At 35.3% G+C, this 23,183-nt stretch carries 28 protein-coding genes; 11 read left to right on the top strand and 17 right to left on the bottom strand.

Features of this window, described 5'->3' with window-relative positions; genetic code table 11:
* Positions 1 to 3: 3 nt before the first annotated feature.
* Positions 4 to 528, bottom strand: a complete 525-nt coding sequence (locus MKY49_RS10220; protein WP_341386144.1) for a hypothetical protein — start codon at positions 526 to 528, stop codon at positions 4 to 6.
* Positions 529 to 1,049: 521 nt separating this feature from the next.
* On the opposite strand from MKY49_RS10220, the gene MKY49_RS10215 reads away from it, so the two are divergent.
* Together MKY49_RS10215 and MKY49_RS10210 are read left to right on the top strand one after the other, a co-directional pair.
* On the top strand, positions 1,050 to 1,220 hold the full coding sequence (locus MKY49_RS10215) for an aspartyl-phosphate phosphatase Spo0E family protein (RefSeq protein WP_004230265.1): 171 nt from the start codon (positions 1,050 to 1,052) through the stop codon (positions 1,218 to 1,220).
* 164 nt (positions 1,221 to 1,384) lie between these two features.
* Entirely contained in the window at positions 1,385 to 1,855 is a 471-nt protein-coding gene (locus MKY49_RS10210; RefSeq protein WP_312507287.1) for a hypothetical protein, read from the top strand.
* Between the two features lie 128 nt (positions 1,856 to 1,983).
* Here MKY49_RS10210 and thrS read toward each other — a convergent pair whose 3' ends face one another.
* The 3 genes from thrS to MKY49_RS10195 form a co-directional block, all read right to left on the bottom strand.
* Entirely contained in the window at positions 1,984 to 3,900 is a 1,917-nt protein-coding gene (gene thrS / locus MKY49_RS10205) for a threonine--tRNA ligase (protein ID WP_341386143.1), read from the bottom strand.
* Positions 3,901 to 4,618: 718 nt separating this feature from the next.
* Positions 4,619 to 4,975, bottom strand: a complete 357-nt coding sequence (locus MKY49_RS10200; RefSeq protein WP_274797014.1) for a hypothetical protein — start codon at positions 4,973 to 4,975, stop codon at positions 4,619 to 4,621.
* 12 nt (positions 4,976 to 4,987) lie between these two features.
* Positions 4,988 to 5,587, bottom strand: a complete 600-nt coding sequence (locus MKY49_RS10195; protein WP_341386142.1) for a hypothetical protein — start codon at positions 5,585 to 5,587, stop codon at positions 4,988 to 4,990.
* Between the two features lie 134 nt (positions 5,588 to 5,721).
* On the opposite strand from MKY49_RS10195, the gene MKY49_RS10190 reads away from it, so the two are divergent.
* A complete protein-coding gene (locus MKY49_RS10190) occupies positions 5,722 to 6,204 on the top strand; it encodes a hypothetical protein (protein ID WP_341386141.1) in 483 nt (160 codons plus the stop codon).
* Between the two features lie 63 nt (positions 6,205 to 6,267).
* Here the strand turns inward: MKY49_RS10190 and MKY49_RS10185 are convergent, their stop codons facing one another.
* The 6 genes from MKY49_RS10185 to MKY49_RS10160 form a co-directional block, all read right to left on the bottom strand.
* Positions 6,268 to 6,717 (bottom strand): DUF6241 domain-containing protein, encoded by a 450-nt coding sequence (locus tag MKY49_RS10185; RefSeq protein ID WP_341386140.1) that lies wholly within the window; start codon positions 6,715 to 6,717, stop codon positions 6,268 to 6,270.
* A 313-nt stretch (positions 6,718 to 7,030) separates the two neighbouring features.
* Positions 7,031 to 7,537 carry a hypothetical protein gene (locus MKY49_RS10180; RefSeq protein ID WP_341386139.1) on the bottom strand — a complete coding sequence of 169 codons (507 nt, stop codon included), beginning with the start codon at positions 7,535 to 7,537 and terminating at the stop codon, positions 7,031 to 7,033.
* Between the two features lie 134 nt (positions 7,538 to 7,671).
* On the bottom strand, positions 7,672 to 8,136 hold the full coding sequence (locus MKY49_RS10175; protein WP_322605000.1) for a hypothetical protein: 465 nt from the start codon (positions 8,134 to 8,136) through the stop codon (positions 7,672 to 7,674).
* Between the two features lie 47 nt (positions 8,137 to 8,183).
* Positions 8,184 to 8,669, bottom strand: coding sequence for a GNAT family N-acetyltransferase (locus MKY49_RS10170; protein ID WP_274797008.1), 486 nt, complete (start codon positions 8,667 to 8,669; stop codon positions 8,184 to 8,186).
* A gap of 16 nt (positions 8,670 to 8,685) precedes the next feature.
* Positions 8,686 to 9,033, bottom strand: a complete 348-nt coding sequence (locus MKY49_RS10165; RefSeq protein WP_205443261.1) for a DUF3147 family protein — start codon at positions 9,031 to 9,033, stop codon at positions 8,686 to 8,688.
* Positions 9,033 to 9,431, bottom strand: a complete 399-nt coding sequence (locus MKY49_RS10160) for a MarR family winged helix-turn-helix transcriptional regulator (protein ID WP_274797007.1) — start codon at positions 9,429 to 9,431, stop codon at positions 9,033 to 9,035. Before MKY49_RS10160 ends, MKY49_RS10165 begins: the two co-directional genes overlap by 1 nt.
* A 239-nt stretch (positions 9,432 to 9,670) precedes the next feature.
* On the opposite strand from MKY49_RS10160, the gene MKY49_RS10155 reads away from it, so the two are divergent.
* Complete coding sequence (locus MKY49_RS10155) at positions 9,671 to 10,006, top strand: hypothetical protein (RefSeq protein WP_274797006.1); 336 nt, start codon at positions 9,671 to 9,673, stop codon at positions 10,004 to 10,006.
* 57 nt (positions 10,007 to 10,063) lie between these two features.
* Here the strand turns inward: MKY49_RS10155 and MKY49_RS10150 are convergent, their stop codons facing one another.
* Both MKY49_RS10150 and MKY49_RS10145 read right to left on the bottom strand, forming a co-directional pair.
* Positions 10,064 to 11,041 carry an HD domain-containing protein gene (locus MKY49_RS10150; RefSeq protein ID WP_322604999.1) on the bottom strand — a complete coding sequence of 326 codons (978 nt, stop codon included), beginning with the start codon at positions 11,039 to 11,041 and terminating at the stop codon, positions 10,064 to 10,066.
* Positions 11,042 to 11,689, bottom strand: a complete 648-nt coding sequence (locus tag MKY49_RS10145) for a class I SAM-dependent methyltransferase (protein WP_341386136.1) — start codon at positions 11,687 to 11,689, stop codon at positions 11,042 to 11,044.
* A gap of 361 nt (positions 11,690 to 12,050) precedes the next feature.
* Between MKY49_RS10145 and MKY49_RS10140 the strand changes: the two genes are divergently transcribed.
* Complete coding sequence (locus MKY49_RS10140; protein WP_274796999.1) at positions 12,051 to 12,704, top strand: FusB/FusC family EF-G-binding protein; 654 nt, start codon at positions 12,051 to 12,053, stop codon at positions 12,702 to 12,704.
* A 366-nt stretch (positions 12,705 to 13,070) separates the two neighbouring features.
* Here MKY49_RS10140 and MKY49_RS10135 read toward each other — a convergent pair whose 3' ends face one another.
* The gene (locus MKY49_RS10135) at positions 13,071 to 13,967 is read right to left on the bottom strand and encodes a TetR/AcrR family transcriptional regulator (protein ID WP_274796998.1); all 897 of its coding nucleotides are present in this window, start codon (positions 13,965 to 13,967) and stop codon (positions 13,071 to 13,073) included.
* Positions 13,968 to 14,424: 457 nt separating this feature from the next.
* Here MKY49_RS10135 and MKY49_RS10130 point away from each other — a divergent pair, with 457 nt between their 5' ends.
* Positions 14,425 to 14,958 carry a gamma-type small acid-soluble spore protein gene (locus MKY49_RS10130; protein WP_341386135.1) on the top strand — a complete coding sequence of 178 codons (534 nt, stop codon included), beginning with the start codon at positions 14,425 to 14,427 and terminating at the stop codon, positions 14,956 to 14,958.
* A 174-nt stretch (positions 14,959 to 15,132) separates the two neighbouring features.
* Here the strand turns inward: MKY49_RS10130 and MKY49_RS10125 are convergent, their stop codons facing one another.
* The gene (locus tag MKY49_RS10125) at positions 15,133 to 15,474 is read right to left on the bottom strand and encodes a hypothetical protein (RefSeq protein WP_322604996.1); all 342 of its coding nucleotides are present in this window, start codon (positions 15,472 to 15,474) and stop codon (positions 15,133 to 15,135) included.
* A 760-nt stretch (positions 15,475 to 16,234) separates the two neighbouring features.
* Here MKY49_RS10125 and MKY49_RS10120 point away from each other — a divergent pair.
* On the top strand, positions 16,235 to 16,624 hold the full coding sequence (locus tag MKY49_RS10120) for a spore coat protein (protein WP_274796996.1): 390 nt from the start codon (positions 16,235 to 16,237) through the stop codon (positions 16,622 to 16,624).
* 379 nt (positions 16,625 to 17,003) lie between these two features.
* Here MKY49_RS10120 and MKY49_RS10115 read toward each other — a convergent pair whose 3' ends face one another.
* The gene (locus MKY49_RS10115) at positions 17,004 to 17,675 is read right to left on the bottom strand and encodes a serine/threonine protein kinase (protein ID WP_341386134.1); all 672 of its coding nucleotides are present in this window, start codon (positions 17,673 to 17,675) and stop codon (positions 17,004 to 17,006) included.
* A gap of 511 nt (positions 17,676 to 18,186) precedes the next feature.
* Here MKY49_RS10115 and MKY49_RS10110 point away from each other — a divergent pair.
* Positions 18,187 to 18,609, top strand: a complete 423-nt coding sequence (locus MKY49_RS10110) for a DUF4183 domain-containing protein (protein ID WP_341386133.1) — start codon at positions 18,187 to 18,189, stop codon at positions 18,607 to 18,609.
* A 47-nt stretch (positions 18,610 to 18,656) separates the two neighbouring features.
* Entirely contained in the window at positions 18,657 to 18,977 is a 321-nt protein-coding gene (locus MKY49_RS10105) for a DUF4183 domain-containing protein (RefSeq protein ID WP_341386132.1), read from the top strand.
* Between the two features lie 297 nt (positions 18,978 to 19,274).
* On the opposite strand, the gene MKY49_RS10100 is transcribed toward MKY49_RS10105, so the two are convergent.
* On the bottom strand, positions 19,275 to 19,778 hold the full coding sequence (locus MKY49_RS10100) for an Rrf2 family transcriptional regulator (protein ID WP_322610930.1): 504 nt from the start codon (positions 19,776 to 19,778) through the stop codon (positions 19,275 to 19,277).
* 364 nt (positions 19,779 to 20,142) lie between these two features.
* On the opposite strand from MKY49_RS10100, the gene MKY49_RS10095 reads away from it, so the two are divergent.
* Both MKY49_RS10095 and MKY49_RS10090 read left to right on the top strand, forming a co-directional pair.
* Positions 20,143 to 20,580 carry a carboxymuconolactone decarboxylase family protein gene (locus MKY49_RS10095; RefSeq protein WP_341386131.1) on the top strand — a complete coding sequence of 146 codons (438 nt, stop codon included), beginning with the start codon at positions 20,143 to 20,145 and terminating at the stop codon, positions 20,578 to 20,580.
* Positions 20,581 to 21,155: 575 nt separating this feature from the next.
* Positions 21,156 to 22,079 carry a GNAT family N-acetyltransferase gene (locus tag MKY49_RS10090; RefSeq protein WP_341386130.1) on the top strand — a complete coding sequence of 308 codons (924 nt, stop codon included), beginning with the start codon at positions 21,156 to 21,158 and terminating at the stop codon, positions 22,077 to 22,079.
* A gap of 193 nt (positions 22,080 to 22,272) precedes the next feature.
* On the opposite strand, the gene MKY49_RS10085 is transcribed toward MKY49_RS10090, so the two are convergent.
* On the bottom strand, positions 22,273 to 22,770 hold the full coding sequence (locus tag MKY49_RS10085) for a protein kinase (protein WP_341386129.1): 498 nt from the start codon (positions 22,768 to 22,770) through the stop codon (positions 22,273 to 22,275).
* Positions 22,771 to 23,183: the final 413 nt, after the last annotated feature.

Raw genomic sequence — 23,183 nt, 5'->3', positions numbered from 1 at the left:
TTTTCAAAATAAAAGAATCTTCCAAATACCATCTTGCCTTTGAAGAGCAAAGGTTTTTGCGAAGTTGTGATTACTCACGGAAATTTCCAGTTGAACAACCTGCCTATCTGGGGTGCTCGCTTCATTAATAGCTACTTGATCATAATAACGAAACATTAGATAGGTTTCTAACAAATCATATGCCCGTAAATCCATATATTGCTGTTCAAACTTTTCTTTTGTAGGAGTTGCACTATTATGGTAAGTAATTGCATATAATGCATCTATTCGTGTTTCGTGCACTAAATCGAGCATTATCAGTACCATCTCCTCTGGCGAAAAGGTTTGCAAAACTGCTATATCGCCGTCATTTAAGAACGTCTGATAGTGCTCCTTTTTTTCTGATGGTAAATTGGCTACATAACTAAAGTCAGTCGCAGCTGTCTTGACGATGTCAGCATCAATGGTAGGTTGTTGAGCGGGTTCTTTCGCTTCACATGCTGCTAGTAAACTTGCAATAACTGCAACATAAACTAGCTTTTTCACCATACACTTCATCACCTCAAATCTATCTTTTATTATTCCATTAATTTCAAAAATTCTCAACATTTCACCATACATAATGAAATGTCCACAATTCTAAACAACATAAAAGGGAATTTGCTAAAATGTGACAAGATAAAAATCACAGGATAAATTATCGGAAAATTCAATTTCTATTCACAACTATTTTCATAGTATAAAAGGTTCAATACCTTCTTTTTTTTCACTTAATTTTTTCTAAATAAAAGCAAGCAAATAACCCTATCAAGTCAATGAATAGGGTTTTAAGTATGGTATAATTTTCTATAAAAAGGGAATTAAATAGACCATTTTATTCAACATTATAAAAAACATTTCATTTTATTAAACAGGATAAAGGTCCCTACACGTGACTAAATTACGAATTTGCTAAACGATACACAATATGACATTTTTTTTAATATAAGTGATATACAATGAAAAAGTTGAATCGAGGTCATGAGAAATTAATTTCAGGAATATGGATAAAAAATTAGGAGGAAAATATCTTGGTAAACTTATTACTTAAACAATTCTTGAAGGCGGAAATTGAGATCAAACGAAGAATTATGTATAAAAAGGCAAAGGATCTTGGTTTCACCCACCCTATTGTAGTAGATTACAGTCAAGAATTGGATGTCCTACTTAATAGATATTTAAAACAAGCTCAAGCTTCCTAATCAAACGAGGCATCTATATAGAAGAAAGAATAGATTGAGATAAAGCCAGACAAGTTTTTGGCTGGTTTTATCTTTCATGCATGCATTCATTCATCAAGCCGAAATGTATAGATACAGTAAAAGTAGGCGATGTTTTTCTTAAGAAGACATTTGGAGGTTGAATGATGCAAGTATTCATCTTAACTTTTATGGTTGTTTCTAAAATATTATTGCCACCTCAACATTCAGTAGACCAAACAACACCCACACTTTGCACACCAACTGAAATCAATACACTATATCAATATCCAAACAACCAATTTCAATCGTTTCGTGATGAGGACGAATTTTATCAGCAGCTTAATCGTACAATTTATGAGGAATATGCTAATGCTTCATTGAATATTCGTCAAAAAATGGCTTTTAGAGATGTAGAAAATGCGACACAAAACTTTTATTTACAAACAAATAGTAATCAGGAAACAATCGACCTCTCTCAACATACTTTTATTCATCCCAATCGACAAGTTTATTTTTTAGCATCCTTTCAGCACAATACCGATGAGTCCTATCAAAAATTTCTTGTCATCGACGCTGAAACACAAGAAGTAATACTTGGACATTCACATTTTCTAGAAAGTTCCAAGGACCTTTAATTCATTGTATGCACATCACGTAGATTCTAGTAGTCATTTCAAAAAAATAGAAATAAAATTTTTCTAAAAATTGAAAAGCTTGCTTTGAACACGTACATTCAAAGCAAGCTTTTTTTTCTACAGTGGAATTAAGATAACCTTTTTTCTTGAATAGCTCCTGTGATGTCATCTATTAGTTGCTGTAGTGATTGCTCAACGGAATTTTGCTGACCATGTCTACGAACAGCCACTCGTTGGTTCTCAACCTCACGATCTCCAATGACAAGAATATACGGAATTTTTTGTAGCTGTGCTTCACGTATCTTTTTCCCAAGCTTTTCTTGGCGGTCATCTAATTGCACACGAATTTCTTGCTCTTGTAATACTTCTACTACTTGTTTGGCATAGTCATGATGCACTTCTGCAACATTAATAACTTGTACTTGCTGTGGTGCTAGCCAAGTTGGGAATGCTCCTCCAAAATGCTCAATAAGAATGCCTAAGAAGCGATCAATCGAGCCAAATACCGCTCGATGGATAACAACAGGTCTTACTTTTTCATTGTGTTCATTAATATATGTTAAATCAAACTTCTCTGGCAGTTGGAAATCGAGCTGTACTGTTGCACATTGATGGCTGCGCTGAATTGCATCTTTAATATGAATGTCAATTTTTGGTCCATAAAAAGCGCCATCGCCCTCATTGATTGTATAGGCAATACCCAAATTTGTTAGCACGTTCTCTAGTGCCGCTTCTGCTTGATCCCATAGTGCCAAATCGCCCATATAATCATCTGGTCGTGTCGATAATTCTATTGTATAGCGGAAACCAAATACGTTGTACACCTCGTCAATAATCTTTAATGCCAGCGCAATTTCATCCTCAATTTGCTGTGGTGTTACAAAAATATGGGCATCATCCTGACAAAATGATCGGACACGTAATAAACCATTTAAGGCTCCACTAAATTCATGTCGATGTACTTGCCCAAATTCAGCCATGCGAATTGGTAAGTCTCTATAGGAATGGAGGCTGTTTTTAAAAATGAGCATATGTCCTGGGCAGTTCATTGGCTTTAAGGCAAAGCTTTGATCATCCACCTGTGTAAAATACATTTGATCCTTATAATGATCCCAATGGCCCGACTGCTCCCAGAGGCGCTGATTCATCATTAGTGGTGTCCTTACTTCCCTATAATCATATTTCGCTTGTAAATGTCGCAAATAGGATTCCAGCTCATTGCGCAAAATTTGACCGTTTGCTAAATAAAATGGCATGCCAGGCGCTTCTTCTGAAAACATAAATAAGGATAGCTCTTTACCAAGCTTGCGATGATTACGCTTTTCCGCTTCCTCTAAAAAGACAAAATGGTTGTGCAGCTCTTCTTTTGTAGCAAAGGCTACACCGTAAATGCGCTGAAGCATTGGCTTACTGCTGTCACCTCGCCAATAAGCTCCTGACACATGCATTAATTTAAAGTGCTGCAATTTACCTGTAGTTGGGACATGTGGGCCTCGACATAAATCGTAAAACTCTCCCTGCTCATAAATCGTTACCGCTTCATCTGCCGGAATAGCCTCAATTAGCTCTAGCTTCAACGCATCGTGTGCAAATAGCCGCTGTGCTTCCTCCCGAGATACTTCACGCCTGTGAATTTGGATATTTTCCTGAGCAATTTGTTTCATCTTTTTCTCAATTTGCTGCAAATCACTTGGTGTTAATGTGTTGGCAATATCTATATCATAATAAAAGCCGTTTTCAATGACTGGTCCTACCCCAAATTGTGCATGTGGGTATAGTCGCTTAATTGCTTGCGCTAATAAATGGGCCGTAGAATGGCGAATAACCTCGATCCCTTCCTTCGAGCTTGCATCGTACAATGTAACTTGAGCATCTTCCATAATCGGGTGCGTCAAATCAACGATGGTTCCATTAACACTTCCTGCCACTGCCTTTTTACGAAGCTCGGGACGAATTGCCTGCGCAATATCGGTTAGTGTCACGCCTTTCGTAAATACTTGTTGTTGACCATCTGGAAATTGAATGTGAATAACTTGATTTGACATGTTCTCTACTCCTTTTAGTAAAAATGTAATAATATGCGCCTCGGCATTGTTTCTGTCTAGATTTTTGGAGTTTGCTCGAAAAGCTCTCTCCAAACATCCATGACACCCGCCTGAGCGTTTATCTTGATTCCTTTGTCGCTATGTTTTCGAAATAAAAACAATTGCTGAATCAAAATAAAAAAACACATATTCGCCCCAGCAAAGGGACGAGTATGTGTTATTACCCGTGGTTCCACCCAAATTCCCACTAGTTTATTTGCTAGTGGCTCATTGATTTTGCTGTAACGTTGCAAAAACGGTGCAAGTTTCCAAGCACGGCTCCAAGGTAGTAAGAAGAAATCACGACATTAGGAAGCTTGCAGCGATTGCCTCCCTCTCTGAAAATGGTTGATTAAATCTCTTGTCCTTATCATTGCCCATTTCATCTTGCATGAAATTGTTAATTACTATAACGAATAGTGGATTTTTTGTCAAACACTGATTTGAAAAAATTAACGATTGCTAGGCAGTGTGTAATCAGGCCGCTGTACACAGTAGCGGCAATGCAGATCATCACATATTTCCTCTTTCAACTCATTACAGCATGTGAAAAATAAAACTATCAAAGGTATCATCATAAATGACATAACGTTGACAAGTGGAGTATTTTGGTTCCGGTAATCTTTATTCACGACCACTACATTTCCCCGTTGCTCAATTCGCACATTTTTGTTATCTCTTAATGATTTTTCACTTCTAAAGTCTCGCTTTTAGTTTGCCATTTCATATGAATTATAGGTTTCGCATCACGTTTAAACATTTTCTCACTCTCTTTTTTCGTGAATGAATAATATCCCTCTTTATTTAAATGTGCATCATCCAACGATTGAGTGATTTTTGTTCCTTCAATTGTAATTTGTAAAGGCCCCAAATCATGGGAGTCACCCAGATAATATAAACGTAAGCCTTCCTCGGTATTATTATGATAGATCGCTTTCCAATGTTCACTTTTAGCAATGTAATGAATCTCTTGTTCTTCACTTTGACAGCCTGCTAAAAGGATAAACAGGACCAGTGGAAGTATCCATTTTTTCAACAAGCCTTCCCCCTAACAATGCATAGTGACAGTAAATCCTGTTGGCTTTTCTTCAAAAACATCATGATATTCTGTAAAAACGAAGTCGAGTCCTTGGATGTCATCTGGTAAGGGTGGTGTCACCACAAACTTATTGCTTTCATGCCCATCCGAGCCGCTCGCACCCGTATTCCGACATTCGTAATGATCATCTATAAACAACTTTAAATATTTGCAGTCCAATTTTTCATGAATACGCTGAGTAGCGTCTTGTTGCGTATCCCAGTCAATTAATAGCTGGACCACACTTGCATTTTCGTATTGGCGAATATAGGAAACTGTATATAACCGTTCCCCCGCTTCAACTGTCTGTAATACGGGAATATATTGAAGAAAGCCTGTAGGTTCTACCTTTGCTTGATAGTATTTTTCTGATCTTATTAAACTAAAGAGCATGGTTAAAAATAAGTCATCAAGGCCATACTTTTGCGCCCATTCCGAGATGGTTTCATCAGTGGGGAAACCTGGGGTATGACTGAATTGCTCTTTCCGTAGTTGCAACAGTACACAAATTTCTTCGTCTATTTCTTCTAGCCTTGGGTCGTCGTAGCCCTTGCTTGGCATTTTAGACATCCAACTCCTCCTCCATCCTACGATCCTTCTTCTTTCTATACGATATTCCCACCATTTGGTTCCATAAACAGCCTAATTTTACTTTCAAGTACCAAAATTACTATAATTCAGTTAATTAAAAAAGGGGGGTCTATATGAAAAAAATCATCATGATCTTGTCTTTCCTTATCATTATCGCTGTTGGTTTTTTAATTGTAAAAAAAGACCAAAGCGATTCTACAACAGATGTTATGAAAAATAACAACTCTACAACAGACGTACTGGAGAACACTGAATACTCCGCAAAGGATATATTAGCAAACGCTGATTTTAATGTGGAAAAGCAGACTATAACCGTTCATACCATTGATACAGATAAAAAAGATATATTTACACGAATTGAAATTCCAGAAGAAACGCAAAAAAAGCTTATACAAGCTTTTCAGAATGCAAAATTTGCTAAAACAACAATAGACCCCATTGAGTACGATTACCGAATAACGATTTCATTAAATACAGGTTATACAATGTATCTTATTTCAGACAAAAAGTCGCTGCATATTGTTAATAATCGAGAAAATTATGCCATTGTAAACGATAGTGATTTTTTTAGTATTTTAGTAAATGCAACAAAATAAAAGGCACTTACTCAAGTGTAAGTGCCTCTATATAAGGACAAAAACTGTATTAGCGTAATTAAATCATCGATCATAAAGAGAATGGAGTAGTTGATGGTCATCCTCAACTGTTGAAAAATCATTTTCTTTCCAACGTTTTAATATATCAATATATGTTTCATTATGAAAAAAGACGGCTTCCTCTTCTTCTGTTATCTGCATCAAATGATCAATTCGTTCCGCTGTTATCTCCATTGTACCTTCTTCTACATGCGTATCAACCTTTTGGTGTGTCATATCTAACATCACTTCTTGCACTAAACGTTCATCAAACGTTTTATCTCCACTTTGCCAATCATCAAGCATAGCGGCATGAACACCGTCTACCCAAGATAAATCCGTTTCCTTAAGTGATTCTTCCCCATCATCTTCAACAATGGACTCTGTTTCTTTATCATTTATCCGAAAAAACGCAACACCTATACTCAACACTACAGCTACAAAAAGAACACCCCAAATATAACTTTTTTTCAAGTTTAAACCACCTCTTTAAAAATTATCGCAAATTTATTACGGCCAAACAATAGAAACACAAAAAGTCCCCTACATATGTAGGAGACGTTATGAATTGTCTATTCACGCTGCAAAGCATTTGTTGATGCTTGTATCCATGAGAGTTTGGTAGTTTGCAATAACATAGATTTTTGCCATAACTCGAATAAAGGCTCCAATTTCATAAATGCTCAAGCGATGGTTCGTTCTGAGTAGCCTCAGATCTTCTGCTAGTTGTCTTTTTTAAGGATACGTCAACGTATTTTCCATTGCCCTAAGACATTGGATAGCTAAGCTAATTGACTACAACATCATTGTGCCAGCTCGTTGAGTCAGATAATTGATATGTGACCATATTGGCTGTGACCGCGAGAACAACCCCCGCTCTCGATATATTAGAATGGGGCGGACTTTCCAGCACAAGAACTACATAGCCCTCTCCCCGCCCCTGTTCATCAATTGCCTTTGCTGCATTGATGTCAAAAGTACAATAGGATTGCTCAGTTGTTGCAAATAGAAGCCGCTCCTCATGATAAGCACCGTTCTCTTTTAAATTGTAGCTAACTGGCAACCAACCTTCAGACCATTCAATACTACCTATTATTTCTCGTCTTCGACTGGCAACCCGACCAATTGAATACATAAAATATATTTTCATTATCGTTTGATTGTCTTCATTTCTCCCATTACAAGTGGCTGTCACGTCAAGCATAATATCATTGTTCGAAAGCTTTTTCATTAACACTAACGTCACAGTGATAATACAGATAAATAGTACTATACCAAAAATGATAAATGCCATTAGGTCCCTCCTAGTATCAAGATTGCTGTTACTAAAATATTACCATGATTTAGGAGAGATAGGTGCTTTTCATCAAACAATCTTAGAAATAGACACGGGCATAAAGGATAAGACAAAATTTGCTTCGCTTATCCTTATTTCCCCGCTTGAAGCTCGGCTGTTAGTGTAAAAGGTATTTTTAAATACTCATAGTGAATCGTTACTTTCTTAATGTCAGAAGCTTGAACTTGAACAGCATAATGCTGGGGCTGCTTGCCAATCGCTTGTTGATCTATGTATCGACTTGGTAAAATTATGCGCTGTGATAATTTATGAAAAGACATTTGGCTATTTCCCTCTAGTTTTGTTTCTACCTCAAATGGTTCGGACTTACTAATGACAAGCTCTACGCTGTCTGGGAGCTTATCGTTCACAAGAAGTTGTTTGAGTTTAATTTCACGTAGCCCTTTATTTTCAAGCGCTATTATTTTGACTGCCTCATTGTCCTGTTTGCTTGTATAGCTTTGAATGACAAGTGGCGGATTACCTTTGAGATAAATCATAAAAACGGCACCGACCACAAGTACACTCAATACAAAAATAAATAGTAATTTTTTCATACTTTCCCTCTCTTTCTCTTTCATCAGTATAACAAAAACAACCTGACCTATTGATAGTCAAGTTGTTTTTGTAAACGTATTTCATCTCGTATCGGGATACCATCATTACCAATGAAAGGGATAGAAGGCTTATAGGCTCTCGCCTGTTCGACTGCATTGCGCAATATTTCGAGTAAATAATAGCCTCGTTTTTGATAAAATTTCAAGGCATGTAAGTTATCGTTCGTTGTGATAAGGGAAATGCTTGTACAACCTTGTCCAACAGCTTCTTGCTCTACAGCTTTTACAAGCGCTGAACCAATGCCTCTCCCCTCAACTGTACTATCCAATGATATAATTTCACAGTCCTCTTCGCGCATGATATAGGTAATCAATCCAATGATCGCTCGCTGCTCATCCAAAAATGCAAAGCCTTCTAATTGACTGCAGTCATATATCCCACTGGAAATGACCATTTCTGTACTGCCCCAATGTTCCTCAAAAAAATGAAGCACCTCATGTTGAGGTAATTGGTGAATTTTTGTCAATGTCATGTTTAGAACCCCTTTTTTAAATCGAAATATGAAAAACACCTGCAATCGCCTTTTGAATGCCTAGGAACACTGCCCATGACAGCACACCTAGACCAATAGCAAGGACGATATGCATTGAGGATTTCATCGCCATGTATATCACAAAAAGCATGCACATTGTTGCTGGCAGGCCAACGATGACTCCTACGGTAAAACGCTGAATATGCTCGCTCGACTCACTTTGCACCGTCAGCCAAATAATACTTAAAATACTCACCAACGGCAATGCGGCAATAATGCCACCATAGGTTGGAAATCTTCGTGCTACCTCGGTTACAACACCAATAATCGCCGCCGAGCTAAGAATTTTAAAAAATGTATACATTATTTCGCCACCTCACTTAGGCGTCTAAATGCCTGTAGGATAGCTTGCTGTTCCTGTTCAGTTAGCTGAAGAAGTGCCTGCTGTAGCTTGTCCTCATCTAATTCGGAGTTTTTCTTCAGCACCTGTAGCCCTTCTGGGGTTAAATGAAGAATAACTTTCCGTTGATCATCGCTCGCCCGCTCCTTTGTCACCCAGCCATGGCGCTCCAGCTTTTTAATATGCTCTGACGCTGTATTGGGAGAAATATTTAGTAATCCAGCAATATCACGTACTGTTACTTCCGCTTCCTTTTGAATCATCTGTAAAATACGGACGCTTTGATGGGAAATGACATCCTCATGTGTTGTATGTAGATGATAGAAAATCGTTGTAAAATAGTCATTTATATCTTTAATCATCGTCTAGACTCCTTTATATCGTTCCACACGATTATATCGTATAATACGACATAACGAAAGAGACATCCTTAAAGTTTTTATTTTCAGACAGTTCCCCAACAACCTTCTTAAAATTTCTATCTATTTTTCATAATCATCTATCTTTCTGCGTATCTTGCTAACGATGTGAAATAGGTACTTGTCATCATCAACTTTCTACATTATTATTACCCTATTCTGAATTTAATCGAGGGCATCCAATGTTATACTTTCTCTATTTTCTAGTTGGTGGCACAATCATGGTACTGGCGCTGCTACTTAGCCAATCAAAATACTTATTTTTGTCAGGCATTATTACCGCATTACCGATTCTGACGCTCATCAATATGGGGATGCAAATGAAAAATATGAAAGAAGATACCTTTCATACCGTCTTACAAAATACAGTATTTGGCGCGGTCGGTATGCTGTTATTTACCGTACTTGTCTTTTTATTAACGAATTGGTTGAAGCCAAGTATTTCGGTCATGAGCGCACTCGCTGTCTATGCCGTATTTATGCTATCTGGCAAATATATACTATCGATGTTCGCTTAAAAGTTGAAAAAGGAGCTGCCATATGACAGCCCCTTTTTTAGTAGATCGAAAATTCGTCTACCTGTTTATAATCTTCACATAAACACCCTTCTTAAACCTGTCAATCGCTTGGGTATTCATATATTTTACATTGTCTGATAGTTCGCTTGCCTTCCATAATTGCTGCTCGTGATAAACAAATGGATCAATTAAACGTACCTTATTCCGAAAATGAAAATCAAAACTCTCTTGATTCTCGCATACTTCAACATGTTCATGGAGCTGCTGTAAAAGAGCTTGAACGGCTTGATCATGCGAAGCTTTCATATACATCAATACGTCGTCATCCGTTTTTTGGAGATCCCCTAGTGTTAGAATTTGTTTGTCTAGCGATAATTTAATAACTTGTGCTAACTTACGAGTAGCATAAATATTTAAAGGATGCAGGAAAAAGTCTAACACTTCCTGATAATAAGTTTTTACAAACCACTCTGCACTTCTAATTGTTGTCACACACATTTTCCCTTGATAAATGAATACATCCTGTAAAAATTGGTGGATATCTTGAATTGAGACTTGGCCGTAAAAATACATATCTCTTAATGTATAATCTACACGATCCGCACACAATGCTGGAGCTGGTTGCTCTAGTATTAGCCATCTTAATGGATTAAGTAAAATATTCTCTGCATCGTAGCCATGTTTTTTAATTATTGCAGGGATTGTCGATTGCTTGATGACATCCAACCATATCATTTCATGATAATCTTCCGCTTCATTATCAAGGACAACATCCACGACATGAGAAAATGCAGTATGTGAGACATCATGTAATAGGCCCGCAATTTGCTCCTCCACTGATCCCCCAAACTTTTTGATCAGTAGCATAACACCTATCGAATGCTCAAATCTCGAAATATTCCACTTGCTGTTGACTAGAAAGCTCGCTCCAGCCTGATGAATTCCTTTTAATCTTTGCACTCGCTCGCTTAAAATAAGTTCTTCTAGCACACCATCAATTTCGAATGATCCATACAGTGCATCTGTAATCAGCATTTAACTATTGTCCTTAATATGGTTTGTGATGACAAAAACTCCACCACAGTGTGATATCGGATCAAATGTTAGCTGACAACTATCCTGCAATAAAGCTTGTAGCTCCTCGTGGACAAAATAAAATTCATCATCATCCCAATAGCCTTTGCTATCCAGTCGACATTGTTCTAGCTGCTCCCTTGTGTTAAAGGCAACATCGCCAATTAACATTTTACCATTGGGCTTTAGATGCTCTAATAATTGGGTAATATACGACACCTTTTGCTCATCTGTAAAATGATGGAGCGCATAGGTACTAATAATGGCATCATATGACTGCTGCAACAGCACGGTAGGTAACCCTTTCGTTAAATCCCACTCGATTAAATTAGCCTGTGGCATTTTTTCTTTCGCAATAGCTATCATGTTAGAAGAAAAATCGAAGCCATTGATCTTATGGCCATGCTCATAAAGCTTGGCTGTTAAAATGCCTGTTCCAAAGTCTATATCTAAAACAGTCGAAGCTGGAACGTCCATTACTTCGTTAAAAATTTTATTTAATATCGCCTTATAGCCTGCAAATGGATATTGATTGTTTTCCTCACTTAGTTGAACGGTTTGATCATAATCATCCGCCCATAAATCGAATCCCTGTTTATTTAATATCATAGTGCCTCCTACAATTGATAAATTCTCCAAGCCTTTGTTATTGTACGATTTGTAGTCTGTTTCATAAAAAACGCTCCCTTCTATAACCAATTCATGCTATTATACCAATTTTTTTGTATATCGAACAATTCAGAAAATAATTCGAACTTTATCATTTATCAAAATGTCAAAAGATGTTATAATAATGATAGTTTTCTTTTAAGGAGGAATCGACATGAATGCATTCACTTGTAATGCTTGCTCTAGAACGACTTCTTTAGGTCAAAGAGGTCTAGTTTAAGTTATACGAATAACATAAAATTGAATGATCTCTTTAGGCCATAGATTAACAAAATAGCCTAAGAATCAGGAGAGATTTCAAATGGAAAACCAAACAATTCAGCCGTTTTTAACGGTCGCAAATTATCATTTACTAGAACAACAGTTAAATAAAATTTTACATGCCCTTACGACAACAAAGGATAAAAATGTTATTCTTGCCGTACGTGGGCTTGTTGATACTGAAATTACAACTAAATTAGAGCTTTCCGCCGAGGAATTAAAATTAATTGAACAGCTATTTGCTGTGACAGATCGTGCGCAGGGAGATGCATTTTTAGAACAATTAAAACCATATGTCATCCCGTTCAAGCCAGTGACAGCCAGCACGCTCAAGGCTCTATTTAAAAAAGAAAAAAAGCTAAAGTTACCAAATTTAGAAGAACTGGATTTTCAACAAATTTGCTATCTTGCTTGGGATGATCCAGGAACACATCGTAAATATGTTGTTCTTGAACAAAATGGACAGCTAAAAGGCATTAAGGGCATATTTGCCAACAACACTGTGCGTGGTATATGCGCCATCTGTAATCGTCATTCAGATGTCGGCTTATTTACAACGTCCATTAAAGGCCAAGTGGTAGGCACATTTACCAACCATAGTAATTACATTTGCGCCGATAGTAAAACATGTAATGAGCATGTCACAGATATGGACAGAACTCACGAATTTTTCGAACGTATTACACAAAAATAGCGAATTAATAAAGGCAGAAATGTTGTGCATGCAACATTTCTGCCTTTTGTATGGTCATAGGTTCAACTATGCGTGTAGCGATAAATAATGCAGGAAAAGTCATAAGGAAAGTGACTGATATTGAATGTGGTAGCTTTTGCTGGTTTGGACCTTCATAAAATCCTGTAAATTGTAATTTATTGTGATAAAGCACAAATAGGATCATATATATAGCTATCACTGGTAACCAGCCATTCTCTACACTTAATCTCAACTGAATAAAGAAGCCTTATGACTCCCCACATTAGACATCCTAAAATGAAGAAAATCAAATAATACTTATTGATTCTAAGCGACTCTTATTGTTTTAAGTGCATTCAACTTTCATCACGATCTATTTTTTTGCATTTTTATATAGAGCCAAAAAATATTGGCTATCTCTTCAGCCTCGACAGTATAGATTGTGTCAGTAAAAGCGTTACGAAATGGTTTTAGCATAATTTCTAACACACTAATCCTAGGCTTTTCCCGACCCATTTCTTCTAAAAGCAAAGAAGTTAGTTCGATGGATTGTTGGGGAAGCTCGACAGTCGACATGTTTTTATCAAACTTCCCCAATTTCTCTAGTATCATGTCTTTCGTTACCATCTTGGTTTCGAATTCACTTTCGATCAAATACATATCTTTTGGATCTAAAAAAACCTCACCACATGCTATCATCTCTGGAAGGAAATTTTCTACATATCTTAATGATCTACAGATTACCTTTTTGATATCGATCGTCGTATTCGTTGCTAAATTCCAGTAAAAAGACAAGTATTGAAATGTACCGAAAAATATCACGGCACATTCATAGTAATAAGGCTTTCCGTCCTCGCCATAAATATCATACAATCTATTTTTTAACCATGTGATTTCATGGAAACGATGATCCGCAAGAATTTTTTGTAACTCTTCATCATGTAAAAAAGAGATTTCACGAAATAATGGCATTAAATTATATTTTTCCTTAATTCTTAATGAAGCCATTAACTGATCAACCAAAATTTCGACATCATTCATTTTCTGTCCAACAAGAATTTCCTCTTTTAAAACATCCCTCTCTCGCCGATTTTGTTCTAAAACGGCCTTCAAGCATTCATTCTTTGATGAAAAATAATTATAAAATGTCCCTTTTGAAATATTGGCTCTATCTAAAATATCTTGCACAGAGGTATGTTGATAACCTTTTTCCGTAAATAACTGTATTGTTGATTCGATGACTACTTGTTTACGATCTTTCATACATTTCTCCAATCTCCAAACCTATTCCAATTATACTAGTAAAACTGTATTTCTCAACATCGTCTATGTATGTAAGTTTTAATTGATCTATCATACCTTCCCTCATTTCATCATTTAATTAGGAATTAATTATTTTGATTAGTACATTTAAAATACATATGTAGAATAATTGCCATAATCATCCCTATGCCACAAACTATATAATTGAATGTAGATGAGAATGAAAAGATAGTCGATATGCTAAAAAAAACGAAAAAATAAATGATCAACAAATTTGAAGCTATTTTCCTTCCAAATTTCATAAAAATCGCTTCCTCACTGTAAGTTTTGTTAATTTTCCATATGAGGTAGTCATTTAGAAGAAATCTACCTGCCATTTACTTCGACCAAGTTTTTTTAAAATTTACGGATACTAAAGCACCTTCTGGTCAAACTAATTTTCAGGAGGTGATTTTCAATGGCAAAAAATAATAACAACAACCAAAACTTCAGCTCTAAAATTCCTAATGCAACGCCAAATGCAATGAATTCAATGAATGTTGAATTCGGGAATGAGACTGATGTGAACCAAGTTAGACAACAAATTCAACAAGCGGAAGCGAAGAAACAACAAGCTTCTGGTTCAAGGAATGCAATGAATTCCATGAACGTTGAATTTGGTAGTGAAACTGATGTGAATCAGGTTCGACAACAAATCCAACAAGCGGAAGCGAACAAACAACAAGCTTCTGGTTCAAGAAATGCAATGAATTCCATGAACGTTGAATTTGGTAGTGAAACTGATGTGAATCAGGTTCGACAACAAATCCAACAAGCGGAAGCGAACAAACAACAAGCTTCTGGTTCAAGAAATGCAATGAATTCCATGAACGTTGAATTTGGGAGAGAAACTGATGTAAATCAAATCAGACAACAAATCCAACAAGCGGAAGCGAACAAAAAATTTGCTTCTGGTCGTTTTGCAAACGAAAATAATACAAATAATCAATAGCTCCACAACCGGCAACCACTGCCGGTTTTTTTGTTTCCAAGGAACTCCTATTAAAAGTATGCACAATCCTTTGAAGTACATTTATCGTCGTTTCTTCATGATCGAATCCCATTCGTATATTGGTCCTTTACATCCTTTTTGACACAACTAAAAAGCATCCACCAAAGAGGATACTTAGTGTAAAAAAACATTTATAAAATACATTATTAAACAGCCTGTAACAAAAGCATGAAACATCAACGCAATTTTGGTTTGAAACTTAATTTTAAAAACAGATACTAGAAATTTATATAAAAAAGAAAATATTGTCAAAACTACAAAATGACTTATTGAAAACAAAAAACTCCATACAACTAAAGAAAGAGTACTCAAATCTCCTGGATAACTATCTGCAGCTGTAAACCTTACACTGCCCATAAAAAGCACTGTTACCCATTGCATACAATAAGTTAAAATAAGTCCTATTACAAAATAAACTATATACGATAAATATTTAGACATTAACTTATGATCCATTCTACACTCCCAAAATAATCTCGTTTAATACATTAACGATATTCCCGTCCATTGTTTCATACCTATCCAAATATTCCAATATTATTCTGTATTTCCTCGTAAATCAAGTGTTTTGATCACATAATCTTGCTTACCACCTACTGAAACGACATCAACTTAAATAACTTTAAGCAACTTATAATAGCTTTACAATTACATGGTATATCTAATGAGGATTAAAATAGATACCTCTTTTATTTTGGTAAATACGTCGAGAAGTTTTAATCTAAAATAATTGAGCTTTACCTCTTCTAGACCCATACTCTAGATCTACTATAAAACCCTTACACTAATCTTAAAATAACAATAGACGTGCTGATAACAGCCGGAATGCCTACATTTCCATTGAATAAAGGTTTTGGGCTGTATCAATATTTCTTAAAGTAAGAACATCAGATGCATTTAAAGGTGTGATTACTTGACCATTTATTATCAAAGGGCAATAAACTATAAATCCCAAGTGTACTTAGCATATAAATAATAGTGTTAAGCTAAACTGGTTTAACTTGAGACCTCCCGAATTTTTACTTAGGGTCACCACTATCCCGGGTGACCCTTTTATCGTTACTTTATTCATATACGTCTTATAGGATAGACATCGGTCTAGTATTATAATGGCTAATATCTGTATTGAACATATTTTTCACTCCACCTTCCTTATTGTCTATATAACTGTATTCGATATGAATAATTTATTTATAAGAGAGGAGGTGAATATAAAATGGCAACATTTGAAATTGGAGCGAGAGGCATTTTCAATTTTCGAAACGAACGCTTTTTCCTATTAGTTGAAGACGAAATCACAATTCCAGAAAAAGGTGTGGAGATTGATCCAGTTAATATCTATGAAATTGACGAACAAACTTTCAATTTTATAAGAGATGAAGGAGATACACCTGTAGTTGTACCACGTTTTAATCTTCCTCCTGTACCACCTGGATTTGAATTAGAACGAAAATGTATTTTTACAGTCGATAATTCTTACTTTGTGATATATGAATTAGAAAATGGCACTGATAACTTTGTTATGTTAAGAATCGGTGCAGCTTTATTTAACTCATTGAGAAATTCTGGTGTTCATGAATGTATTCCTCAAAATTTCATTAATTAATATTTTCACCAGATAAAGTTGGAGTCGATTTTCTGTGGGAAGGCTTTAAATTAATTATCTTATAATCTTCGCTGCTTGCCTAAGTAAAATTATTATTATTCATCATAGTGAAAATGATGTAAGGCAAGGGTCCATCATCCTTGCTTTACATTTTCTATATACAAACTTGCCACCAAGAAGCTTGAAATTTCGAGAGCTGTAGCGTCTACAAACGCTACGGCTTTTTTTATGTAATTATATGTATAAAATATATAACAGGTAATGCCAATGATGTATTTACAGTTTTATGAATTGTTGATGTTGTTAGTCTCTTTTCCTAATAGAAATACGCTACCCGGTGTGAGTAGCGCTTCAAAATATGAAACCATCTAGTAGTCAATTATTTTTTATACAATAGTTTTAAAATATTTTTTGTAAACTCTTCATATGAAGTATTTTTTCCCCGCAGGTTATACCACTTTCGAATCGTTTCTACTAACCAGAACGGCACAGAATTTCCGTCTATTAGATGATAGTATTGCTCATATCCTTTTTTTAAATGCTCCCATCGACAATCATTGCCTGTTTGGGTGTATTCAGAGACATCAATTATTTTAATTCTGCCATTTTGTAATAAAATATTTTTTAAATGAATATCACGAGGGTTAAGGCCCTTCATCCGGACATAATCTCTTGCAGCCTCCACTTCATTTACAACCTGTTCAGGAATATGAATACCTTGTAGAATGCAGTCAAATAGCGTTTTTCCTTTTTCATAACTTAAAACAAGGTATTCGTCGGATGATGCAAAACATGTTGAAAAGAAAGGTGAATCTCCTAATATTCGGTAAACATTTGCTTCAACTTTTACCTTGTGTACTTTGTCCTTGGCATATAATTTAAATGCATAAGCTGGAGCGGAAAGATATTGAAAAACAGCCGCATCTGTCCCTACACCGATACACCTCAAATCATCCGCTTCACCACTTATAGTAACTGGCTCGTTATTTGGATTTGAAAAAACGTTTATTTGAGAAAGAGAACCTATAGCTTTGTTCCAGTCGTTTTCCATATTATCTCTCCCATCATTTGGATTGAAGAAGGATTATAGAATACTATCTCCTAAATGTCGCATATATCCTTAGTTCCCTACACGTCCACTTCAAAACATTAGGAAAACGATAAATTCTTCCAAAATACATTCTTCTTATGGAAGTATACTGCTTCAATGGCTAGAGAAGAACCAATGCCCCTCTTTCTCTTTATCAGTAACATTTACCCTTAACCACCTTCATTAAAAACTTTCAATGTATTTGATGTACTTCTATTGTTGCTCTTCATTGCCCTCAATTTATCGAGTTTCTCATGACCTATCCTTCTTTTGAAAATTCATTATCATTTTAGTTACACATAAACCTATTCTAAATTATTTAATTCTCTTTAATAGACAAACTGCCAAATCATCTTCCAATTTTCATTCATAAGATAAAAATGATACAGGAAATACTATTTTGCAAATCTTTCTTGTTGCAGATGCCTTTAACTAGTGGGGTCAAAAGATATTAAAAAGGGAGGTGAGAAAAATGAATAGAAAATTGGACCCGCAAAATTTGATTGACGACAGTGGTTGTGAAAATAATCGAGTTTTTTGGCCCCGTATAAAAGCTATTGATATAGATACTATTCAACCTCCTCCAGTTGTTATCCCTGAAGGAACAATTATTCCAATAATAAATAGATATTTCTATATTGTTACAGAGGCTATTGATTTAACAAACGGAGCAACACTTGCTGCTAATTTATTTACAGATGATAATGGCGATCCAGTAACCGAATTTACACTTTTTAAGCCTAACGGCTACGTTAATCTTTATATAAATGCGGTCATGCAAGAGGGCGGTGCATACGAAGTAGCCCCAGATTCATTAACCCTTAACCCATTTAATACAACAATATTTACTGGAACTCCAATCATTATAGAATCATTAGGTTTCCAACAAATGTAGGGAAATCCCTTTATACTAAACTTTTTCTCTTGAAAGGAGGTGAAAAAATGGCACTTTCAATTATCAATATTCATGTGAATGTTACAGGCACTTCGACTAGATTCTTTAATGTTTTAGCAGCAGATTTAGCTGTCACAGACGGTACAACTATTGCTGCAACTGCCTTTCTAGATGATAGTGGCAATGCCGCTACTGCTTTCCCAGTAGTAGCGAACGGCTACTATAATTTCTATATTAATGGAGTATTGCAGGAAGGTGATTCTTATACTGTTTCTGCAACAGAGTTAACTTTTAACGGTGTTACAGGTACAATCACAGCTGGAACTCCATTAGTAGTGGAAGCGGTAGAATTAGTTACAGAAACTTAATGATTAATTTTTAATAAACAATCAAAAGCTTTAATAGGTTCAAGATTTTTATTTTGGTGCTTAGGGTCACTTTCGGACGAGTGACCCTCCCTTTAACTGTACTTATCACATCTCTCAGACTACTAATATGCTCTAGCCTTTCATCCTTGAAAAAAATGATGGTTGTTGGAGTACAAGCTTTACCTATCTCCCCTCCTCGTGTAAAAATAACTTAAACAAAAAAACACTCGCTATGTAAACGAGTGTTTCGCATCCTTCTTGACTACCACTTAGCTGGTTTGTTTTTTCCTTCTGAAGTTATTTATTCCCTTTTTTAAAGAAGTTTTTTGCTTCTTCTAGTTGCTTTCCCGGTAATGTCCGTTGTAGTTCCTCTTCTAACCAAGCTATTGTTTTACTTCTTAAATAATTACGCATTTGTTCTTCAGCTTCTAGCATTACACTATTAATCGTGCAATTCGATTGACCTGTACAGGATTCACACTGTTCGTTTGTTTTTTGATAAGCAAAATTCGCTTTAATATTCTTACACTGAAATATCGGATCTTCACCTTCTACGGCACGCACAACATCCCAAAATGAAATATCTTGTGGTTTTTTATTGAGTCGATACCCTCCTTTTACTCCAGATACGGAACTTACAATTCCTTCCTTGGACAACTTCCCTAAAACTTTTGAAAGATAGGTCTCTGATAATCCTTGAAATTCAGATAAATCTTTTATGCCAATACTTTCATTTGGTGGTACATCGATTAAATAAACAAGACTATGTAGTGCATATTCAACCATAACACTATATTTCATTACTTCACCTACTTAAAACATTATCCTTACCATGATAGTAACACATTTTAGAAATACATAAATGAATCAGTTTGACAAAAGATAGTTAAAAGCGTATATTGTAGACAAAGTTAATCAACGATTAATTTAATCGACGATTAATTCAATCTTTATTATATGGGAGGATTTTTATGTAGTAACTACTCTGCTCAAGCACACCTCAAAGTGGATTCAAAGACTTCTATGAGACAATTTCTACAAACTGATAAAAAAATAAATAGGATCATGAAGTAGTTAATTAAATTAATCTATATAGAGAGGTTGTTTTAGATAGGTAGTTAACAAAGTCAATTGAATTAGCTAATAAATAATGGAGGGATTCACAATGACACAACGTATAAATTACTATGAAATTGCACCGGATGCTATGAAGATCATGATGGAAATGGAAAAATACACGAAGAAAAGTGCTATCGAAAGAAAACTTCGTGAACTCATTAAAATTAGAGCCTCTCAAATTAATGGTTGTGCCTATTGCATCAACATGCACACTGCTGATGCTAAAAAGATGGGAGAAACGGAACAACGTTTATACTGTATTAGTGCTTGGAGAGAATGTACATTTTATTCAGAAGCTGAAAAAGTAGCATTAGAATTAACGGAACATATTACACTTATTCCAGAAAAACGAGTTCCTGATGTTTTATATGAACGTGTTCGTAAGCATTTTGATGAAAAAACGTATGTCGATCTAGTTATCTTGATTAATCAAATTAATAGCTGGAATCGAATTTCTATTGCGATGGGCAATGTAGCAAAATAAGTAATGGCTGCCTTAACAGGTAGCTATTTTTCTTTATTAGTAGCTCCAGTTAGGAAATAAAATAATTTCCCGGGTAAGCGCAAGAAATGACAAGTTCGATACCACATTCTAGCACCAAGCGACTGATTTCTTCATTATCCCCCTTCAGCTTCAATCATTATTTCTTTTTGAGCAAGCTCACATGGGAAATTATCATATCCTTTTTAAAATTTTTAAGAATAAGAGCTTAGAGCTACAATAAACGTTGATATATCAATATTTACGCACAAAATAACGCTCGTCATAAACGAGTTTGTATCCCCTAGTCATTGCCCCACCAAAAAGGTATGTTGTAGGTTATTTGTATGCGTCCTGCGTATTGAAATGCGATTAAATGCATAGCGAAAAAAATAAACAAAGAAATGAAATGATGTTGATACACGTATTAAAGTGTGTTACTTTAAATGGTAATAATAGTTAAAGGAGGCGTTTTATGTGATTAAGGAATTGTTAGTAAAGGGCAAACTTTTAAAGGGGAAAACGCATAGCTAGCCCTCTAAACTGCGAAACCCCCTACTTTTGAAAGGGGTATTATTTTGAGCGAATCATCAACAGAGATTTCCATTCGTCATTTCAAACATGAAGATATGCCTTTACTTGGCGAGTTATATCAATTAGTAACTGCAAAAGAAAATGCAACGTTTTGGTGGGTCGGTGATGAAGATAATTGGCGTAACGTTTATTGTGCATTTGAAAATGGAAAAATGGTCGCTAAGGGGCAAGTAAGCATAATTAACGTTGTCCCCCCTGGTCGTTCAAAAGTAAACAATCACTCTCTATACATTAATCTTAAAACTATTCCCGTAAGAGAAAGTGACTTTGATTTACTCGATAAAGTCTATCAGTATCTTTTCTTTAGAGCCAATCAATTAAAGGATAACTTACCTAAAGAATATGGAACAATACTTTGTGTTGGTAACGATTCAACAGAAACAGCAAACAATCAATTTTTTATCCAAAAAGGATTCCGTCATCTGAACAGTTTGTTTCGCATGAATCGTGACTTGAATAAACCTATTCCTGATTTATTTCTCCAAGAAGGCTTTCAATTTTCGAATTGGAAGATGGAGACATCTCGCGAGGAAAGAGATTACCTAGATGTAGAAGCTGAAATTTGGCCTGACACTCCACTAGGACTTAATAGATTAACTGAATACAAGAAAAACAAACTATGGACATCGATGATCATACGTCAAGAAGATACCCTTGTGGGCGGACTAATGGTATGGCGAGAGAATGACTATGGTGTAATAGAGGATGTTTTTGTCCGTGAACCATGGAGGAAGCGCGGAATCGCTAAGTTTTTGCTTACACAAGCCTTGAGTTATCTAAAATCTCATCAGATACATTCCGCTACCCTCATGGTATTAACTACAAATAAGTCCGCTTTATCTTTATACGAATCTGTTGGATTTTATACGGCTAATGAAGAGATAAGGTACTTTACAACATTGAATTAGATTAAAAAAAGAGGGGTAATCCGCCCCTCTTTTTTATTTCCGCTAGTACAATCCAGATTTAATTGTCCTTCTGAAACACATTGAACATTACTCCACTAAAATATGGGTTAATTCCTATAATCGCTTATATAGAACTAACTCCCCCGCTAATATAAGTACACTATTTTACAATCTTTCCCGCAATGGATGATCCTTATTCTTTACCACAAACATAACAACGTTTGTCTATGTCATTGTCTCCGTACATCCGAAGTTCCTTTTCGATTCCACAATCGCTGCAAAAATCATAATGTATTTGCGGAAATATGCCCTCTTCGGCTAATGGAACCCATTCTTTCTCATATAAACTTTTTGTCATACCGTAATCAGTAAAAACAAGTTTACCATCATTGTTTAAACCATAATTACTACTATCTACTAAATCAAAGCAGTCAAACTTTTTATCTAATACTTCTAAAACCTCTTCAAACAAATTAGGGATCAAGTGTCGATATTCTTCAACTTTCACCTCATACGATTGATTATTTTTTAGTTCTAATGGTTTGTAATATTTTTGTATAGATATGAATTTATCAACATAGTATGACTGAGCTAGTAACGTTTCAAGACCTTTATCAGCCATTGAAGTGTAAATTTCAAATTCTTTTTTTGATTGTTTATAACCGATCGGATGCAAATGTACTTTTATCACATAATCGAAAACTCTGTATACTTTTCTTGTAGAACCTATACCAATAAAATTTTCATCTCAACAATACTGATTCCAATTTTGAATGATTTGTTTAAGCATTGTTTTCCCTCCTTACACAACAAAAACTTAACAGTATATAAATACGTTCTTACTTTTGCCCTCTTTAACTAACCTACTCCGTTAGTCTAGTTAACGAATAATTTTTTTTATTGAAAGCTATTAATAATTAAATTGAAAAAATCCAAACATTTTAGGAAATATAAAGATCAAAAATAACCCTGTAAACGAGAAGGCTATAAATCTTTTTCTATCTATACCAACTCTTAATTCCCAGAGTCCCAGACATACGAAATACAAACCCAACAACATACTAATCATTGGTAACATTACTAAATAAATAGTCATTTCATTTT

Origin of the sequence: Lysinibacillus sp. FSL M8-0134 (genome assembly GCF_038069745.1) — a bacterium.
GTDB lineage: Bacteria > Bacillota > Bacilli > Bacillales_A > Planococcaceae > Lysinibacillus > Lysinibacillus irui.
Note: the sequence above shows the minus strand (reverse complement) of the source record. Positions and strands in the feature narration are given on the sequence as shown.

Bases quoted from the DNA above. Each gene is read 5' to 3' on its own strand.
- MKY49_RS10175 (WP_322605000.1), bottom strand. From the start codon at position 8,136: ATGAAAAAATTACTATTTATTTTTGTATTGAGTGTACTTGTGGTCGGT.
- MKY49_RS10115 (WP_341386134.1), bottom strand. From the start codon at position 17,675: ATGGAAAACGACTGGAACAAAGCTATAGGTTCTCTTTCTCAAATAAAC.
- MKY49_RS10150 (WP_322604999.1), bottom strand. From the start codon at position 11,041: ATGCTGATTACAGATGCACTGTATGGATCATTCGAAATTGATGGTGTG.
- MKY49_RS10125 (WP_322604996.1), bottom strand. From the start codon at position 15,474: ATGGATCATAAGTTAATGTCTAAATATTTATCGTATATAGTTTATTTT.
- MKY49_RS10170 (WP_274797008.1), bottom strand. From the start codon at position 8,669: ATGACATTGACAAAAATTCACCAATTACCTCAACATGAGGTGCTTCAT.
- MKY49_RS10160 (WP_274797007.1), bottom strand. From the start codon at position 9,431: ATGATTAAAGATATAAATGACTATTTTACAACGATTTTCTATCATCTA.
- MKY49_RS10110 (WP_341386133.1), top strand. From the start codon at position 18,187: ATGAATAGAAAATTGGACCCGCAAAATTTGATTGACGACAGTGGTTGT.
- MKY49_RS10100 (WP_322610930.1), bottom strand. From the start codon at position 19,778: ATGAAATATAGTGTTATGGTTGAATATGCACTACATAGTCTTGTTTAT.
- MKY49_RS10190 (WP_341386141.1), top strand. From the start codon at position 5,722: ATGAAAAAAATCATCATGATCTTGTCTTTCCTTATCATTATCGCTGTT.
- MKY49_RS10210 (WP_312507287.1), top strand. From the start codon at position 1,385: ATGCAAGTATTCATCTTAACTTTTATGGTTGTTTCTAAAATATTATTG.
- MKY49_RS10105 (WP_341386132.1), top strand. From the start codon at position 18,657: ATGGCACTTTCAATTATCAATATTCATGTGAATGTTACAGGCACTTCG.
- MKY49_RS10220 (WP_341386144.1), bottom strand. From the start codon at position 528: ATGGTGAAAAAGCTAGTTTATGTTGCAGTTATTGCAAGTTTACTAGCA.
- MKY49_RS10165 (WP_205443261.1), bottom strand. From the start codon at position 9,033: ATGTATACATTTTTTAAAATTCTTAGCTCGGCGGCGATTATTGGTGTT.
- MKY49_RS10095 (WP_341386131.1), top strand. From the start codon at position 20,143: ATGACACAACGTATAAATTACTATGAAATTGCACCGGATGCTATGAAG.
- MKY49_RS10120 (WP_274796996.1), top strand. From the start codon at position 16,235: ATGGCAACATTTGAAATTGGAGCGAGAGGCATTTTCAATTTTCGAAAC.
- MKY49_RS10145 (WP_341386136.1), bottom strand. From the start codon at position 11,689: ATGATATTAAATAAACAGGGATTCGATTTATGGGCGGATGATTATGAT.
- MKY49_RS10130 (WP_341386135.1), top strand. From the start codon at position 14,425: ATGGCAAAAAATAATAACAACAACCAAAACTTCAGCTCTAAAATTCCT.
- MKY49_RS10195 (WP_341386142.1), bottom strand. From the start codon at position 5,587: ATGTCTAAAATGCCAAGCAAGGGCTACGACGACCCAAGGCTAGAAGAA.
- thrS (WP_341386143.1), bottom strand. From the start codon at position 3,900: ATGTCAAATCAAGTTATTCACATTCAATTTCCAGATGGTCAACAACAA.
- MKY49_RS10180 (WP_341386139.1), bottom strand. From the start codon at position 7,537: ATGGCATTTATCATTTTTGGTATAGTACTATTTATCTGTATTATCACT.
- MKY49_RS10135 (WP_274796998.1), bottom strand. From the start codon at position 13,967: ATGAAAGATCGTAAACAAGTAGTCATCGAATCAACAATACAGTTATTT.
- MKY49_RS10140 (WP_274796999.1), top strand. From the start codon at position 12,051: ATGGAAAACCAAACAATTCAGCCGTTTTTAACGGTCGCAAATTATCAT.
- MKY49_RS10155 (WP_274797006.1), top strand. From the start codon at position 9,671: ATGTTATACTTTCTCTATTTTCTAGTTGGTGGCACAATCATGGTACTG.